Raw genomic sequence first — 17719 nt, forward strand, 5'->3', positions numbered from 1 at the left:
ATTGAATCGTTCTATGAGCAATTGCTTCCGCATTACCCGGAGGAGGTGAAGGCGCTTTTCGTGGCATATATCGAATTCCGGGCGGATCAATCCAGAGACAGGCGAGATTACGCCGATGTTTGCCGGATCATTCGAATGCTTCAACAGGTTGGCGGACGGAAAGAAGCGTTCACCGTCACACAAAAATTGTTAACCAAATTTCCGCGAAGACCGGCTTTCCGGGAGGAGCTGGGGAAGATTCGTTTTTGAACTTTATGGGAATAAGAAGTAACGCGGTTTGAGCATAGCTTGATTTTTGTGAGTGGGTGGACAAACTGGTATGCGAGGCCTGTAATTTTGATCTGAAACGAGTATGTTATAATAATGGCAAGATTAAGTCGGGTTGGATGGTGACCTATGATGGATCGTATTCAAGATTTGCAAAAACTGATCAAACTTACGGGCGATCGCGCGAAACTGGATGCAAAAGCGAACGGGACTTACATTGTCTATCAAACGGAAAAAGGCCAGATTGTCAAAGAATATGCAAACGGTGTGATCGAGCCAATCGACAATCCTGGGGTTCATCATGAATGAGTACTCCACAGTGATGGTTGTATTCGCCGGCAATAACGGCAGCGGCAAAAGCACCATTCGCAATTTGATAGTGGACAGGCTTGGTATCAGTGTCAATATAGATCCCGACGCTTTAGCTCGCGGCATTGATTCTGACCATCCGGATCGCCGCAAAGTATCCGCAGGCAAAGAAGCGATTAAACTTGCGAGAGATTGTATCCATCATAAACGCGATTTTTCTGTAGAAACGACTTTGGCCGGCGGTAATGCGATACGACTGATACGGGAAGCCAAGGCGAACGGCTTTGAAGTGATGATGTTTTATGTGGGTCTAAATGATGTTCGGCTCAATATCGAACGTGTTGCCGCCAGAGTTCGAAACGGCGGACATCATATACCGACTGAAGACATCATTCGGAGACAAACCACATCCATGCAAAATCTGCTAACTCATATCCATCTCATTGATCATTTGATTGTGATTGATAATAGCGAAGTTTCCGGTAAAATCGTTATGCAAGCTGAACATAGTATTTTAAAATATCAGGCCGAATCTCTTCCAAAATGGGTGCATAAGATCAAGGATCAGTTACATTGATTATGGAGAATCATATGAAGTTTGAAATTAGCAAATCTATGGAAAACAAAATTAATAATTGGGATAAATGTGAACCCAAAGATGTAACGGGAGCAAAGTTTGCGTACATATTTATACCAACAAGTCTAGGATTGGTTATCAAGGTCCAGTGTGATGTTTGTAAAAGGGAATTACTACTAACCGAAGATGATTAAATCTTGAATTTTACATTTCTCCCAATGTGAATAAGGAATTCTACGCGACCGGATTAGATCTGGTCGTTTTTTTTGTGCAGAACATATATTCGCTGACAAAAAGTTGTCATGACTTAATTATAAAATAAAAATATACTAGATCACTGAGGCAGAGGCAGAGTTTTTGGAGTTGTAGATGGGGGTGAAAAGAATGACTTTGATTAAAGATCTGAGTACGAATGATGAATTCGTCGGCTTCTATTTGCTGAAAGAGCTGGAGCTGAAGCAGACCAACACATCGCCGGCAAAGGATTACTTCGATTTGGTGCTGTGTGATGCCAGCGGACAGTTACCCGCCAAGTATTGGGATGTGGAGGAAACGGAAAGAGACAATTTTTCTCCGATGACGCTTGTCAAGGTTCAAGGAATCGTTCAGTTATATCGGGAAAAACCGCAGGTTAAGATCATCCGGATTCGCAATATAAGGGACGAAGACGGTGTGTCCCTAACCGATTTTATTCGAGCTGCACCAATTGGATTTGCGGAATTATTAGAGGTCATAAGCAGAGTCATCGAGAGTATTTCGGATCCGGCGATTCGCGATATAGTAAGCTTTTGCGTCGATAAGGTGAGAGAGAAATTAGCTCATTATCCGGCGGCCAAAATGCACCATCATGCTTACTTCGCAGGCTTGGCCTATCATATCGTTCGTATGCTGGAGATCGGAGAGTTCCTTTGCAAGCAGAGGCCATTTCTAAATGCGGACATGATCAAAGCCGGGATTATCCTGCATGATATCGCGAAGCCAGAGGAAATGATCGCTCAGCTTGGGGTCGTGATAGATTACAGCACCCAGGGTAAGTTGATCGGTCATATTGCCATGGCGGCTAGTTGGATCACAGAAGCGGCTTTGCGGCTGGAACTTCCACTCGATTCGCAACAAGTGATCGGATTGCAGCACCTTATTCTCTCGCACCATAACCTTGGGGAATGGGGAAGCCCGGTGCAGCCGCAAACGGCAGAAGCGGTAGCATTGCACTATATTGACGCACTGGATGCCAAACTCCAGATGGCGGAGGACGCACTAAGCGCCACTTCGGACAAGGAGTTGTGGACACAGCCGGTCCGAGGGCTGGAGAATAAAGCGTTGTACCGGATGTCATTGTAGAAATTAAAATATACGAAGAAAATGCAATGAAACAAAAATACTTTGCGGCAAAATAGCGGCAATGGTATAATGTTATTGAGGAAGGTGATGTTATGTTTACACCCAAATATTCAATAACGGACACCATAGCCCGCAGACTAATGGATATACAACGCGCCAGTGTTGTGGTGGATTTGCTTCCATTGCCCGCATCTATTCTGGATATGCTTAAGAAAGAATCCATGGAAAAGACAGTCATTCTTTCAACGAAAATTGAAGGAAACACACTTGACGAGGCGACGAAGCGAAAAGTTTTGTACCAAACCAGCAATGACAATGAAGAGCAGGAAGTTTATAACTTAATGAAAGCTTTGGAATATCTGGATGAAGCCGAAAAAAGGCAGCTCCCGGTCACAGAGGAATTTATTAAAAAGCTGCATGCTATTATCCGAATATCACACGGACGAAGACCGCGTGTTAGCGAGTATCGCGAAGAACAGAATCAAGTAGGCAGCCGCAATGCCTCCGGTTTTTATTTGCCGCCGGAATGGAAAGATGTCCCGGTATTAATGGAGGATTTGGTTGCCTGGGTGAACTCGCCGGAAACCTATTCGGTTCCGGTTCCTATCAAGGCTGGCATATTCATGTGGCAGTTCCTAACGATTCATCCGTATTTGGACGGGAATGGCCGAACGGCTCGGATGATCACGACATATCTTTTACGACGCGGCGGATATGGCTTAAAGGGGTTATTTGTACTCGAGAATTTCTATGACCGCAACTTGGCTGAATATTATCGCCGACTCCAGTTGGGTCTCCATCACAATTATTATTTTGGGCGGAATGAGGCTGACTTGACGCCTTGGCTGGAATTCTTTATCGATGGTTTGGCGGAGGTTTTTCAAGAAGCCGCTGCCATCGTAACGGAGAAATCTGCTCAAATGACGAAAATCGAACCGGATCTAATTCGCAAGTTAGATCCCCAGCAAAGAATGGTGTTTGCTCAATTAACCTTTAAACAAGATACCCTAACGACAAGCGAAATGAGGGACCTGCTGCGTTTGTCGGACCGTTCAATAAGGGAAAAGGTAAGTCATTGGAGAGAAGAAGGATTCATTGAGCCGCGCGATCAAGACGCCAAAAGAGTTCGTTCGATCAAATTATCCGCAGAGTACGAGAAGTTGGCACAAGACATTCGGAATGCGCCTGATCAGTTTGCCCATTTTCTTAAATGAATGCAGCACTGCGATCTCAAGTTGAGATGCCGCAGTGCTTTTTTTGTGCGCAGAACATATATTCGCTGACAATCTATGGTCGTTGCGATCCGTCATAATGAAGGAAAGACATGCGGGAGTGAGTACAATGGATCAACCGATCTATATCGCCGTCACAGGCACGCAGCATTACTACGGAGCAGCATTTCTAAAGCCGGGTCAGGTCGTTCACTTGATCAAAGACCCGGATAATCGGCATGACCATGAAGCGATTAAAGTGGATATGATCCCTTTGGGCAAAATCGGCTATGTCGCCAACAGTCCGCATACCGTACCGAAAGGATGCCGCAGCGCCGGCCGGATTTATGATATGTTTGAGCATCATGTTTGCGGCATGGTGCGATTTGTCGTTAAGGATACGGCAATTGTTGAACTTACGCCGGGTCTAGAGGAAGTGTACATCATCAAAACGACAGAGAACGTTGCGTTTTCTCCTTATAGGCAGGAAGAACCAGGTAAAGCGTAGAATCCCAATGATGATAAGGATTTACATTCTATATGCCACGATAGGAGATATAGCATGACGGATAAAGTGATTCGGCTCTTTAAAATACTTCTCGCCATTCAATCCAATCCGGGGATTTCGGCCAAGGAGCTGGCGGACAAATGCGAGACAACGGATCGTACGATTTATAGGGACATGCGGATTTTGGACTTGATCGCACCGATTACAAACGAGGGTTACGGAAAAGGGTACCGTTTTGTCGGTAATTTCGCCATGTACCCGCTGAATTTCACGGAGCAGGAAGCGTTGGTGTTCTCTGTCCTGCCCTCCGTGTTGGACACCAGCAAATTGCCTCCAGGCTTTGAATCCGCCTACGACAAGGTGATGGCTACCCATGTGAAAGAAACCCGGAAGCGGTACGATACACTGGAAAATGTCGCAGACATGATCCAAATGGGCACCCCGGCTTATCGGGAGAACAGTGCCAACTTCTTGCTGCCCATCATGGAAGCGATTATCGCCAGTAAGACGATCAGGGCTGTTTACCATACCCAGAGCCGGAATGAATTGACGGAGCGCCAAATTGATCCGTACTATTTGGTCCCGCGGGATCAACGGTTTTACTTGATCGGCTATTGTCATTCCAAGCAGGACATTCGCACGTTTCGTATAAGCCGTTTCCGCCATGTAGAGTTGACAAGTAATCGATTCGACAAGGGTGATTTTAACATTGCTCAGTATATGAAGCATACCTGGTCGATTGAACGCGGGGATTCTTTAATCACTTTTAAGATTAAATTCCATCCGGATGTCGCCCGCTATGTGAAGGAAGAAGAATTGTTCGTGAGACCGAAGATGACCGATCTGCCGGACGGCAGCTTATTATTCGAGGTCACCGTCAACCACGAGCGGGAGTTTATGAATTGGGTGGTTCAGTACGGACCTTCAGCGGAGATTTTAGAGCCTGCATCTGTCCGGGAAAAGTTTAAGGAACAGCTACAGCGTTGGGGACAGTTGTATGGGCAGTAAGTTGCTGTTGTTGAAAGATAGACGAAAGGAAGGTATCCCTTTTGAAAATAGTAGGCACGTTTCTAGAACGTTTATATGATGCAATCCGTAGAGAGCCATTTCGCCGCAAAATTGTTATTGCTCCTTCCTACATCGAAGGACAGTCCTGGTTGATGCGAATATGCCGGGAATTAGGGCCGGTTATGAATGTGGAGGTCCAAACGGTTCAATCCTTTGTAAGAAGTCAGGTTCAGTTCTCCCTGTATCAACAAGGGCTGACTTTAATCGGGGAACAGCGGTCCTTTTGGATTATCCATCATGTCATGGAACAAATGGCTTCCAAGCCGGATTCCTACATCGCGGTGGATCAAGTAAAGCCTGGTATTGCCATGCATGTTCACCAAGCCATTATGGATCTGCGCCGTGCCGGAGTGAGTGCGGGGGAGCTTCGAGACGACCACTTTATGAGCCAGCAAAAAGGCAGCTATGTCAGAAAGGTGTTGTCAGCGTATGAGCGCTTTCTGAATCAGCGGAGCTGGATCGATTTCCCCGGCCTTTTGTCGCATATACCAACCCAATTGCCGGAAAACGTGGAGCTTATTCTGCCAGACCCTATGCCGCTTTCACCGGTTTCCGCTCGAATGCTGGAGCGGTTGTCAAACGGACGGATGACGAGGATTATAGCGGTTTCTTCCTTCACTGACGTCCAATCCACAATGCCGTTCGGAAAGGTTCAGTTCTATCATGCGACCGGAAGGCTGGCGGAGGTTCGCGAAGCATTGAGACGCATTATTCAGGGCCGGATGCCATTGGATGAAGTGGAGATGATCGTACCGGATGAAGAATATGCGTTGGTTATTTCGACCATGTGTGCTTCTTTCGGTATTCCCTGTTCCTATGCAGACGGGCTGCCTGTGATTACATCCGGAATGGGAAGAGCCGCACATTTTCTGCTGAACTGGTTGGAGTCCGGTTATCAGGTGCGGCAGCTCGTATTGATGCTGCAGCAGCAATTGATCACGTTCTCCGATCGTGACCAAGGAATAACGAATGCGGATTGTATTCGAGCCCTGGAGAAAAGCGGAATCGGCTGGGGGAAAGAACGGTATATCAAGTTGCTGGGGTCGGGGCATGTTCGGTTCCAAGGGGATGCAGATGAAAGACCCGAAGAACGGGAGCGGACGGAACAACAACAGCGGGATGACGAGATCAAGAAGCATCTGACAAACCTCCTAGGAGAATTGTTTCCAGACGAAGCGGCGCTCTCATCTCCTAAGGGAATCTGGGGATGGCTCGTTAACATCTTGGATCGATTTGGTGTATGCGGAACGGAAGAGGATGCGATCGTCCTGCAAGAAATGAAAGGTATCGCTAAAGAACTGCAGGAATGTCCTGTTCCGGACTCGATGCCGTTTCAGCAAATGTTCTTGTATGCCCGAGACATGCTGCAGGAACTTCGAGTCGGGGTGCAACGGTTACCCAAGCCCGGATTCCTGTACATATCGAGTTTGGCGAACGGGGGGATCAGCGGGAGAAAACATACGTTTCTTCTCGGGATGGATGAACAGTCGTGGTCCGGGAATATCAGGCAAAATCCCATGCTTCTCGATGAAGAGTGCAGACGGATCGGTGCCGGGCTTCAAACAGCCGTGCAGAGACAAAGAGATCGGCAACGCCTTCGTGATGGTCGGCTTGGGATGATAAGCGGCAATATCACATTTAGCTTCTCGTCGTATGACTTGGCAGAAGGAGCGACAGCAAGCCCGGCTTTTCAACTTCTACAGGTATTCCGAAAAGTATCCGGAGAAACGAATGCGGACTATGAGATGCTGCACCGAAGCTTAGGCGAACCTGTCGGGTATTTGGATGTAGAACAGCCATCCTCTACTGAGCTAAATGGACTGCCATTGGACGGCTCTCATTATGTCTTCCGACAAATCCATGCGAATGTAAACCTTATGAGGGACCGGCAATCCTTCATCGAATCGGTCTATCCGTCGCTTCGTCAAGGCAGACTTGCACTCGAGGCGCGTGGCAGCTCGCAAGTGACGGAGCATGACGGATATATAGCGGGGGATGAATGGACTGATGATTGGAAAGACCGGGACGAACGGACGCTTAGCGCAAGTCAATTGGAGAAGTACGCGGAATGTCCGATGCGGTACTTTTTCCAATATGTGCTCAGGATTCGCGTGAAAGATCAGGTGACTTTTGATCGTACCTCCTGGCTGAAGCCGAATGAAAGAGGCTCGCTGCTGCACGAGGTTTATCGTCGTTATATGACGGAAGTCAACGCAAGTAAAGCCGTGCCTATTACACACGATCATGCCCGTTTGCTTCGTATTGCGGAGGAGACGATTCTCTCGTATGCCGAGCGGATTCCGGCACCGAGCCCTCATGTGTTTGAGAGGGAACGGCAAGCGATGCTCCGGGATGTGGACGTGTTCTATCGCATGGAATTGCAGGCTAAGACGGCTCCCCGGTTTTTCGAACAAGAGCTCATCGTGGACGGCCAGCCGTTGCACCTTGAGCTTGGCGAGGACATGGCTATTACGCTGCGCGGGATCGTCGACCGGATCGATCAAGTTGCGCCGCATCAATATCGAATTATCGACTATAAGACCGGCAGTCCTCGGCCTTACAAGGAAAATGGCATGTTCGCAGGCGGCACGCAGCTGCAACATGCGCTTTACGCAATGGGGACGGAGCTTTGGATGCGGCAAACGGGTGTGGATTCAGAAGCAAAAGTGCTTGAAGCGTCTTACGTATTTCCAAGCGAACGGGGGCACGGGCAAGTGATTGCACGCCCGCAAACCGAACGGAATCGAGTCACCGCGGTGATCCGAGGAATCCTTTCGTCGATGGAACAGGGTTTGTTTATTCCCGCTTCAAATCCTGTGGTCTGCCGATATTGCGACTATGCGACTGTATGCAGAGAGCACGCAGAGATGATGGCCGATAAGCGAAAGGACGAAGTGAATTCGGAGCTACTGCACACGCTGCTGGAGGTGGAGAACATTGAATGAACCATCCGATCAACAAGCTAGAAAGAGGATAGTGGAAGAGCTTGATACAACTTTTCTGGTAGAAGCCGGTGCAGGCTCGGGCAAGACAACCAGCTTGGTCGGCAGATTGCTGGCGCTCATCGAGACAGGAACGGCTAAGATGGAGCATATTGCGGCGATCACCTTTACGAATAAAGCGGCGGATGAGATGAAGGAGCGTTTCCGTATTGCTTTGGAGCGGAAAGCGGCTGATGTTGAAGGCGAAACTAGAGAACGAATGGAAGAAGCTTTGGCCAATCTGGACCAAATCTTCATTGGAACGATCCATGCGTTCTGTTCCTCCATGCTTCGCGAGCGACCGATTGAGGCCGGATTGGACCCTTCTTTCGAAGAAATGGATGATGAAATGAATCGTGCGTTCCACGATCAATGCTGGGATGAATATCTGATTCAGCTGCAGGAGGAAGATAGTGAAGCACTTGCCTCCTTTACCGAGGTGGGAATCGACGTCAGCATCCTGAAGAATGTCTATGATCGGGTATCCCTTTTTACGGATCTCCAAATCCCTTGCGAACCGGTTCATCGTCCTGATTTCAACCTCATCCGACTCTCCTTGCTTCCCATGATTGAAGAAGCCAACAGGTTTCTACCGACAGCTGAACCGGAAAAAGGGTGGGATAATCTTCAGGCAAAACTGCGTACTGCTAATCGTATGCTGCGGTTGTCGGATGAGCAGGACGATATGTTGATGCTAACGCTTGCGAAGATGTTTGACTTCAAACTGGATGTGAAGCAGTACAAATGGACGGATAAGAAGCAAGCCAAAGCCATATCCGAACGATTTCACGATTGGCAGATTACGGTCCTGTTCCCCTTTCTTCAATCGTGGCGGGAATATCTGTATCCGAAAGTCATTCAATTTGTCTTGCCTGCATTGGAGTATTGCAGAGAACGGCGATTGCAGGCAGGGAAGCTGAACTTTCAGGATCTGCTGATGTATGCCTGCCGTCTTCTGCGTGATTACCCGGAGGTTCGCGCATTTTTCGCCGGGCGCTACCAACGGCTTATGGTCGACGAATTTCAGGACACCGACCCGGTCCAAGCGGAAATGATGTTTCTCTTAACGGGGGCCGGCGATGATCCGAATGAACGGAATTGGCGGAAGCTTACTCCAAAGCCGGGTTCCTTGTTCCTCGTGGGAGACCCGAAACAGTCCATCTATCGTTTCCGCCGCGCGGATATTTCCATTTATAACGAGGTTAAATCGCGGATTCAAGCATGTGGAGATGTGCTTCACTTGACCAGCAATTTCCGATCCGTCGATGCGATCGGCGATTTTGTGAACGGGCAATTTATCGGCAAGCTTCCCGTCCGGGAAACCGATGTTCAAGCGGCGTATGTCCGGATGGAAACGAATATACCGAATCCAAAGGGGAATAAGCGCGCGGATCACGGGGTTTATGCACTCACTTACCCGAAAATTCCCGGAGGCAAGGATGAAGTGGCGGCGGTTGACGCACAGCGTATTGCCGCAACCATCGCGTGGGCTTGCCGTGATGGAAATTTGCACATTCAGGAGCGGGCTGGAGCATCTTGGGTATTTAGAGAGGCACGGCCCAGTGATTTTCTGATTTTGACAAGAACAAGGCATTATTTGCACCTATACGCGGAAGAGCTGGAGAAGCGGGGCGTGGCCGCGGAAACGGTAGGAAGCTCCGCTTTATATCCCGAGCTTCATACGCTGGGTCAATTGGCCCTCTATCTGGCCGATCCTTCCGACCAAGTGGCGATGCTAAGCGTACTGCGCGGACCTCTATTCGGTATTAGCGACAAGGATCTGATGGCGTATCGTGCTCAAGGGAATGCGTGGTCAATCTATCGGCTGCCGGAGGAAGCAGCAGAACAGGGCAGACAAGTTGCCGCTGCATGCCGGAAATTACGGGAATATGCCGGCTGGGTCAAGGAAATGCCAGCATGGGCCGCTTTGCACCGCATCATCGAGGACACTGGTTTTTTGCCTTATTCTACAGTGCAAGAAGCAGGAGCCAACCGGTCGGGAACTCTGCTTAAGATGCTGGAGCTCTTGCAGCGTGACGCCTTGCTTGCATCGGATTGGCATGAACTGGCGAAGGCGATATCGGCCATTCGGGAGAGCCAGGGAATGGAAACCGCCAGCCTCTACGCGGGTAAGGGGCAAGCGGTGCGGATCATGAATGTGCATAAGGCTAAAGGGCTGGAAGCGCCTGTCGTGTTTCTTGCTTGCCCTTGCGGGGAGAAGGATCATGACGCTGACCAGTTTGTTGATCGTTCGGAGGCTGAGGCCGCGGGCTATTTCCTGATCCAGCAATCGAAAGGGTTTCAGAAAGATACGATTGCTCAGCCGGTCGGCTGGGAAGCGATGAGAGTGCGGGAGCGAGCATTCATGCATGCGGAGCGGGATCGGCTTCTTTACGTCGCGGCGACGCGGGCCAAGCAAATGCTAGTCGTCAGTCTCTACCCCGAACAACCTGCCAAGTGCCCGTGGAGTTCACTCATGGATGGGATGGAGCTAATCCGGGAGTTGGATGTTCCGGAATCGGATGTTCAAACAGATGAGTATGATCGGGAACTTGACGGAGATATTGTAATTGGGACAACTTCATCTGGTTTATCCGGGTCCGAAGCCTCATCCATTGATCTAGGTGCTTACTTGGCCCAGAGAGAGCAGGTGTTCCATCAACTGCGCCAACCGACTTATGCCGAATCAACCGTTACCGGGCTGACGAAGAGCATGAGCGACACGCCGGAATGGTCAGCCACTGGGAGGGGCCAATCTTTCGGCAGCGTGATCCATAAGGGGCTTGAAGCAGTTGGAAAAGGTCTTCCGATGAGCGAATTGCCTGTATACGTTCAATACCTCTGCCAGACCGAAGGAGTATCAGAGAAGGACGCGACTGATGCTCTGCCTATTCTTCGAGAAGTTCTAGACAGTGAGCTCTGGCAGCGCAGTCTGCGGGCGAAGCAGCGATTGTTTGAGATCCCGATTATGATGCATCAGAGAAATGGGGAGACAACAACGCCTGATCCCGCAACCGAGCAGGCGATGTCCGAAACAGCCGCCGCGGTATTAACGCAACAATCCAATAGCTACTTTAATCTCTTGGTGAAGGGTGTAATAGATTTCGCTTTCGAAGAGGAAGATGGCTGGGTGATAGTCGACTTCAAAACGGATCAATTGGATGAGAACAAATTGGAGCAGTTTGTCCGGTTTTATGCGCCACAAGTGCAGGCTTATGCTAAACCCTGGTCGGAGACATTCGGCTATCAAGTGAAGGAAGCTGGTTTGTATTTTGTTAGTTTGCAGAAACATGTCATATTAGGACAGTCCGTAGTATAATTAGACAAGAATCTACATGCAGAGGAGATCGTTATGATTACAGGTGAATTAAGGCAAAAAGTAGACCGGATTTGGGAGACATTTTGGACCGGCGGAATCACTAACCCATTAAGTGTGATCGAACAGTTTACATATTTGTTGTTCATTAAAGGACTGGACGAAGCGGAAACGCGTAAGGAAAATGAATCCGTGCTGCTGTCGTTACCTTTTACCGGATTATTTCCAAGTGACAAGCAACACTTACGCTGGAGTCAATTTAAATTGTTCGATCCTCAGCGGATGTATGATGTTGTCTCGAACGAAGTATTTCCTTTCATCAAGACGCTTCACGGAGATAAGGATTCAGCCTATGCCAAATACATGGGTGATGCCATCTTTATGATCCCGACTCCGAATATGCTTGTACGCATTGTCGAAGGCATCGATACGATTGACATGAAGGATAGAGATACTAACGGGGATTTGTATGAGTATCTGCTATCCAAGGTAGCTACAGCTGGAACGAACGGACAGTTCCGGACTCCGAGACACATTATCGAAATGATGGTCGCTTTGATGAAACCGACGCCTGAAGATATTATTTGTGACCCGGCTGCTGGTTCGGCGGGATTTCTCGTTGCCGCGGGAGAATATTTGCGTAACCATCATGCCGATCTATTCCTAGTTCAGGGGTTAAAGGAGCATTTCAATAATCATATGTTCTACGGTTTCGATATGGACCGTACGATGCTTCGTATCGGTGCTATGAATATGCTGCTTCATGGAGTGGATAACCCGAATATCGAATACCGTGATTCCTTGAATGAAAACAATACCGACAAGGACAAATATACACTAATCTTAGCCAATCCGCCGTTTAAAGGGTCGCTTGATGCGGATGCGGTAGCAGCGGATCTATTGCGTGTGACTCGCACAAAGAAGACGGAGTTGCTATTCCTCGCTCTGTTCTTGCGTATGCTCAAAGTCGGGGGGCGTTGCGCTTCCATCGTGCCGGACGGTGTCTTATTCGGTAACAGTAAAGCCCATAAAGATATTCGCAAGGAAATTGTTGAGAATCACAAACTCGAAGCTATTATTTCAATGCCAAGCGGGGTTTTCAAGCCATATGCTGGGGTGTCGACAGCTATTATAATCTTCACCAAGACAGGTGCAGGCGGAACGGATCACGTTTGGTTCTATGACATGAAGGCGGACGGTTATTCGCTTGACGACAAGCGGAATCCCATTGAGGCGAATGATATACCCGACATTTTGGAGCGGTTTGGCAATTGGGAAGCAGAGAAGGAGCGTAAGCGTACGGAGAAATCCTTCCTGGTTCCGGTTGATGAGATTCGCTCCAATGCTTATGACCTCAGCATTAATCGCTACAAGGAAACAGAGTATGAGGAAGTTCAGTACGAAGACCCGAAGGTCATACTGGCTACGATCAAGCAGCTAGAGGAAGAGATTGTTAAGGGGCTTGACGAATTGGAGGCGTTGTTGGGGTGAATGAGCGTAAATTAGGAGATGTGGTAGATCTAATATCAGGAAGAGATCTCACTAGCGATCAATATAATTCACATGGACGTGGTATTCCTTACGTTATGGGTGCAAGTAATATGATTGACGGAAAACTTGCAATCGAGCGATGGACGGAATCTCCATCTGTAGTAGGATTGAAAAATGACATTATAATATCTGTAAAAGGTACAGTAGGTGAATTGGTAATTCAAAAGGAAGAAAAAGTCCATCTTAGTAGGCAAGTAATGTCAATAAGACCACATGAGGGTTTAGAAAATAAGTATGTATATTACTTTATCAAATATTACCTTGATAGATTGAGAGAGAAGGCAAAAGGACTAATTCCTGGCATCTCCAGAGAGGATATATTAAATATTGATTTCTTCACATCACCCAAAGATCAGCAACAACAAGTTGTACTGATACTCGACAAAGCCCAAGCCTTAATTGATAAGCGCAAACAAGCAATAGCCAAGCTTGATGAGTTGGTTCAAGCAGTGTTTTTAGATATGTTTGGTGATCCCATTAAAAACGCCAATTCACGGAAAATTAGTAAACTTAAAGAAGTTTCTGAGCTTATTACTGACGGTACTCATCATTCACCCGAACCTATGACAGAAGGTATACCGTATATAACTGCAAAGCATGTTAAGGTAAATAATATTGATTTCTATTCGAACCCAACTTACATTTCAGAAAGTGATCATACTGCCATCTATAAGCGATGTCCTGTAAAAAAGGGAGATATTTTGTATATTAAAGATGGGGCTACGACAGGAATCGCAGCAATTAATCCATACGAGTTTGAATTTAGCATGTTGTCCAGTCTCGCGTTAATTAGAATAGATATTAAATATGCGACCCCCCAATATGTTGTAAGCTATTTGAACAACCAATATGTCAAAGAACAAATCACAAATAATATGTCTGGAGCAGCAATAAAGCGACTAACACTAGCAAAAATTAATGATATAAAGATACCGATTCCCGATTTAGAAACACAACATAAGTATGTTGGGGTTTTCGAACGATACCTAATACAAAAAGGGAAACTGATTGAATCCCTTCAACAACTAGAATCCAACTTCCAGGCACTACTTCAAAAAGCTTTCAAGGGCGAATTGATAGTGAGGGATGGTGTAACGGTCTAGATGGGCGATGTGCAGCTAACGAATTTTGGATTTCTCAGAGAAAATAAAACCTATGCCAGCTTTGCAGGTGCATGTATAGAAGCGGAAAAGGCGTTGGTCGTCAGTCCCGCGACCAGCGCTATCCTCAGCCGACGTGCTTTAGAGCTTGCTGTCAAATGGCTGTTTACCTACGATAGCGACTTGAAGGTCCCTTATCAAGACAATCTGTCAAGCTTGATTCACGATGTAACTTTTCTCCGCGTAATCGATCAGTCCATGCTACCACAGTTGAAATATATTACGAAGCTAGGAAATGTCGCCGTGCATTCCAATGCAACGATCAGCCGTGGTGAGGCGATTCTGTCTCTTCGCAACCTGTTTAACTTCATCAGCTGGATCGATTATTGTTATTCGGTCGAGTATACGGCCAGAAGTTTTGACGAACAACTCTTATTGGAAGAGAACAAGCAACAAGAAAAAGTTAGGCCTCAGGAGCTGCAGGATTTATACGACCGATTAGGTTCAAAAGACCGTAAGCTGGAAGATCTGATCAAAGAAAATGAAGAGCTTCGGAAGCTGCTGACCGAGCGCAAGGCGCAGAACACACAGGAGTACAACTTTGTTCCGGACGAAATCAGCGAGTTCGAGACTCGCAAACGTTACATCGATCTCGAGCTTAAGCTGGCCGGATGGACATTCCAGAAAAATATACTGAAAGAGTTTGAAGTACAAGGAATGCCAAACGGTCAAGGGATCGGTTATGTCGATTACGTGTTATTGGGTGAGAACGGGAAGCCGCTTGCCGTCGTGGAAGCTAAACGGACCAGCGCAGATCCCAATGTGGGCAAGCAGCAAGCGAAGCTCTATGCGGATTGTTTGGAGCAGCGGTATGGACAGCGTCCGTTGATTTATTATACCAATGGATTTGTAATAAATTTCTGGGATGATCTTCACTATGCCAGTCGGCAAGTATCCGGTTTCGCCAGTCAGGATGAGCTGCAGTTGCTCGTCAACCGGCGCTCGATCCGTAAACCGTTACAGGAAGTACAAATCAACAACTCCATTGTAAATCGCCCTTATCAGCATGAAGCAGTCCTTTCGGTTTGTGATGCATTAAATAAAGGACAGCGGACCGCTTTGCTTGTCATGGCGACCGGAAGCGGTAAAACACGCACTGCGAGCGCCATTGTTGATGTGCTGAGCCGATATAACTGGGTTAAGAATGTGCTGTTTCTTGCGGATCGTACAACGCTTGTTCGCCAAGCCAAAAACAGCTTCAGCCAGTATTTGCCCGACATGACACTGTGCAACCTGCTAGACAGCAAGGACAATCCGGAGACGGCAAGAATTGTTTTCTCCACCTACCCGACGATGATGAATGCCATCGACGAGGGCAAGCGGAAGGACGGCAAAAAGTTGTTTACGGTTGGTCATTTTGACTTGATTATCATCGATGAATCGCATCGAAGCGTCTACAAGAAATATAAGGCCATATTCGATTATTTTGATGCCATCCTCTTAGGGTTGACAGCAACTCCTAAAGATGAAGTCGACAAAAACACATACGACGTGTTCCGTCTGGAAAATGGTGTTCCGACTTTTGCCTACGAACTTGAGCAAGCGGTCAAGGAAGGACATTTGGTGGATTACCGTACGGTGGAAACGACGACGAAGATTATGGATGATGGCATCCGCTACGATGATCTGTCCGAAGAGGAAAAAGAGCAATACGAAGAAGTGTTGCTCGAGGATGAAGATGAGGAACCGTGGGATATCGACAGTGCGGCGATTAATGAGTGGCTGTTTAACCAGGATACGATAGACCGGGTGCTTCAGTTTGTGATGGAACGGGGCTTGAAGGTCGAAGGCGGAGACAAGCTGGGCAAGACAATTATATTCGCAAAAAACCATCGTCACGCAGTTGCGATTGTGGAGCGATTCGATAGCCTATATCCGGCATTAAAGGGGCATTTTGCACGGGTCATTGATATCAAAACGAATTATTATCAATCTCTGATAGATGATTTTTCGATATGGAACAAGCTTCCGCAAATTGCTGTTTCCGTTGATATGCTCGATACGGGAGTAGACATCCCTGAAGTTGTCAATCTGGTATTCTTTAAGAAAGTTCGCTCGAAGTCGAAGTTTTGGCAGATGGTGGGTCGTGGGACACGGTTGTGTAAAGATCTGCATGGTATTGGTGAGGACAAGAAGGAATTCTTGATCTTTGATTTCTGCCGTAACTTTGAGTTTTTCCGAGCAAATCCAAAAGGGAAGGATACCGATATTGTCGAGACTTTATCGGAAAAATTGTTCAATGTCCGTACGCAGATTGTATGTGAACTTCAACAACTGCGTTATCAGGAGCCTGAGTATATCGCACATCGCACGGAAATGGTGAAATTGTTAAAGGATAGCGTGAACGCGTTGAATGAAGAACATTTTCGCATCAGGCAGCATATCCAATATGTCCATAAATATAAACAAGACGTTGCATGGCGCTCCTTGACCGATACCGATATGGGGGATTTGAAGGAGTATATAGCTCCTCTTGTCGTTTCTTTAGACCATGACGAATTAGCAAAGCGGTTTGACTATATGATGCTGATCATCGAATTGGCTAAGCTTCAGGGAACACAATCGGTGAAGCCAATTCGCAAAGTCATGGAGACGGCAGAAAAACTCTCCAAGTTGGGTACGATTCCTCAAATCGTCGCACAGCGACATGTCATAGAGAAGGTCTTGACGGCAGAGTTCTGGGAAGAAGCGGACATCTTCCAAATGGAGAAAGTACGTGAAGCTTTACGGGAACTGATTAAGTTCCTCGAACGGGAAACACAGCAAATATATTATACGAATTTCAAAGATGAATGGCTTGCTGTAGAGGAAAGTAGAGGCTTCTATAACACCAATGACCTGCAAAATTACCGCAAAAAGGTCAACCAATATTTACAAACTAACAAGGATCAAATAGCTATCTATAAATTACGCAACAACAAACCGATCACGAAACAAGACCTGGAGACGCTTGAACATATTCTATGGGCAGAACTCGGAACCAAAGCAGATTACGAGCGGGAATATAAAGACTTACCGGTAACGAAGCTTGTACGGACGGTCGTAGGGCTTGATCAGGAGGCCGCGAATGAAGCATTCGTAGTATTTTTACAAGAAAATCGTTTGAATGTCAATCAACTTCGGTTTGTAAAGCTGATTATCGACTATGTAGTTAAAAACGGTATTATAGAAAAATCCGTACTTCAAGAGGAACCGTTCCGTTCGGTAGGCAGTATCACGGAACTGTTCAGTAGTAATCTGGACGATGCGCGGGCAATTATTGGAATTATCGATACTATCAACAAGAATGCAGAGGTAGTTGGAGCGTAGGTTTTTATAGGTTTTGATGCCACAATTAATTAGTTGCTCCTGAAAAAGTCGATTTTCAAAAATAGTTTCGGGTTGCTGGCTGGGTTGTGAGGGGGAACTTTCCCTAATGATCGGTTTCCAT

11 protein-coding genes and 1 pseudogene are annotated in these 17719 nt (G+C 47.1%); all 12 read left to right on the forward strand.

All coding sequences use genetic code 11. The annotated features are described in order from the left end of the window. A pseudogene (locus BLT35_RS25170) lies at positions 1–249 on the forward strand (SWIM zinc finger family protein); the annotation flags it as partial. A gap of 147 nt (positions 250–396) precedes the next feature. Continuing rightward, positions 397–576 carry a hypothetical protein gene (locus BLT35_RS25175; RefSeq protein ID WP_015253841.1) on the forward strand — a complete coding sequence of 60 codons (180 nt, stop codon included), beginning with the start codon at positions 397–399 and terminating at the stop codon, positions 574–576. Beyond that, on the forward strand, positions 569–1153 hold the full coding sequence (locus BLT35_RS25180) for an ATPase (RefSeq protein WP_023554888.1): 585 nt from the start codon (positions 569–571) through the stop codon (positions 1151–1153). Before BLT35_RS25175 ends, BLT35_RS25180 begins: the two co-directional genes overlap by 8 nt. A gap of 384 nt (positions 1154–1537) precedes the next feature. Continuing rightward, a complete protein-coding gene (locus BLT35_RS25190; RefSeq protein WP_074730124.1) occupies positions 1538–2494 on the forward strand; it encodes a 3'-5' exoribonuclease YhaM family protein in 957 nt (318 codons plus the stop codon). 92 nt (positions 2495–2586) lie between these two features. Beyond that, positions 2587–3708 carry a Fic family protein gene (locus BLT35_RS25195; RefSeq protein WP_074730125.1) on the forward strand — a complete coding sequence of 374 codons (1122 nt, stop codon included), beginning with the start codon at positions 2587–2589 and terminating at the stop codon, positions 3706–3708. Between the two features lie 127 nt (positions 3709–3835). After that, entirely contained in the window at positions 3836–4213 is a 378-nt protein-coding gene (locus BLT35_RS25200; protein ID WP_074730126.1) for an HIRAN domain-containing protein, read from the forward strand. Between the two features lie 54 nt (positions 4214–4267). After that, on the forward strand, positions 4268–5221 hold the full coding sequence (locus tag BLT35_RS25205; RefSeq protein WP_074730127.1) for a helix-turn-helix transcriptional regulator: 954 nt from the start codon (positions 4268–4270) through the stop codon (positions 5219–5221). A 41-nt stretch (positions 5222–5262) separates the two neighbouring features. Further along, on the forward strand, positions 5263–8226 hold the full coding sequence (locus tag BLT35_RS25210; RefSeq protein WP_074730128.1) for a PD-(D/E)XK nuclease family protein: 2964 nt from the start codon (positions 5263–5265) through the stop codon (positions 8224–8226). Then, a complete protein-coding gene (locus tag BLT35_RS25215; RefSeq protein ID WP_074730129.1) occupies positions 8219–11581 on the forward strand; it encodes a UvrD-helicase domain-containing protein in 3363 nt (1120 codons plus the stop codon). Before BLT35_RS25210 ends, BLT35_RS25215 begins: the two co-directional genes overlap by 8 nt. Before the next feature lie 33 nt (positions 11582–11614). Beyond that, complete coding sequence (locus tag BLT35_RS25220) at positions 11615–13069, forward strand: class I SAM-dependent DNA methyltransferase (RefSeq protein WP_074730130.1); 1455 nt, start codon at positions 11615–11617, stop codon at positions 13067–13069. Then, entirely contained in the window at positions 13066–14232 is a 1167-nt protein-coding gene (locus BLT35_RS25225; protein ID WP_074730131.1) for a restriction endonuclease subunit S, read from the forward strand. Before BLT35_RS25220 ends, BLT35_RS25225 begins: the two co-directional genes overlap by 4 nt. Continuing rightward, complete coding sequence (locus tag BLT35_RS25230; RefSeq protein WP_074730132.1) at positions 14233–17598, forward strand: DEAD/DEAH box helicase family protein; 3366 nt, start codon at positions 14233–14235, stop codon at positions 17596–17598. It abuts the gene before it with no gap. Positions 17599–17719 lie beyond the last annotated feature (121 nt).

Origin of the sequence: Paenibacillus naphthalenovorans (assembly GCF_900099895.1) — a bacterium.
Taxonomy (GTDB): domain Bacteria; phylum Bacillota; class Bacilli; order Paenibacillales; family NBRC-103111; genus Paenibacillus_G; species Paenibacillus_G naphthalenovorans.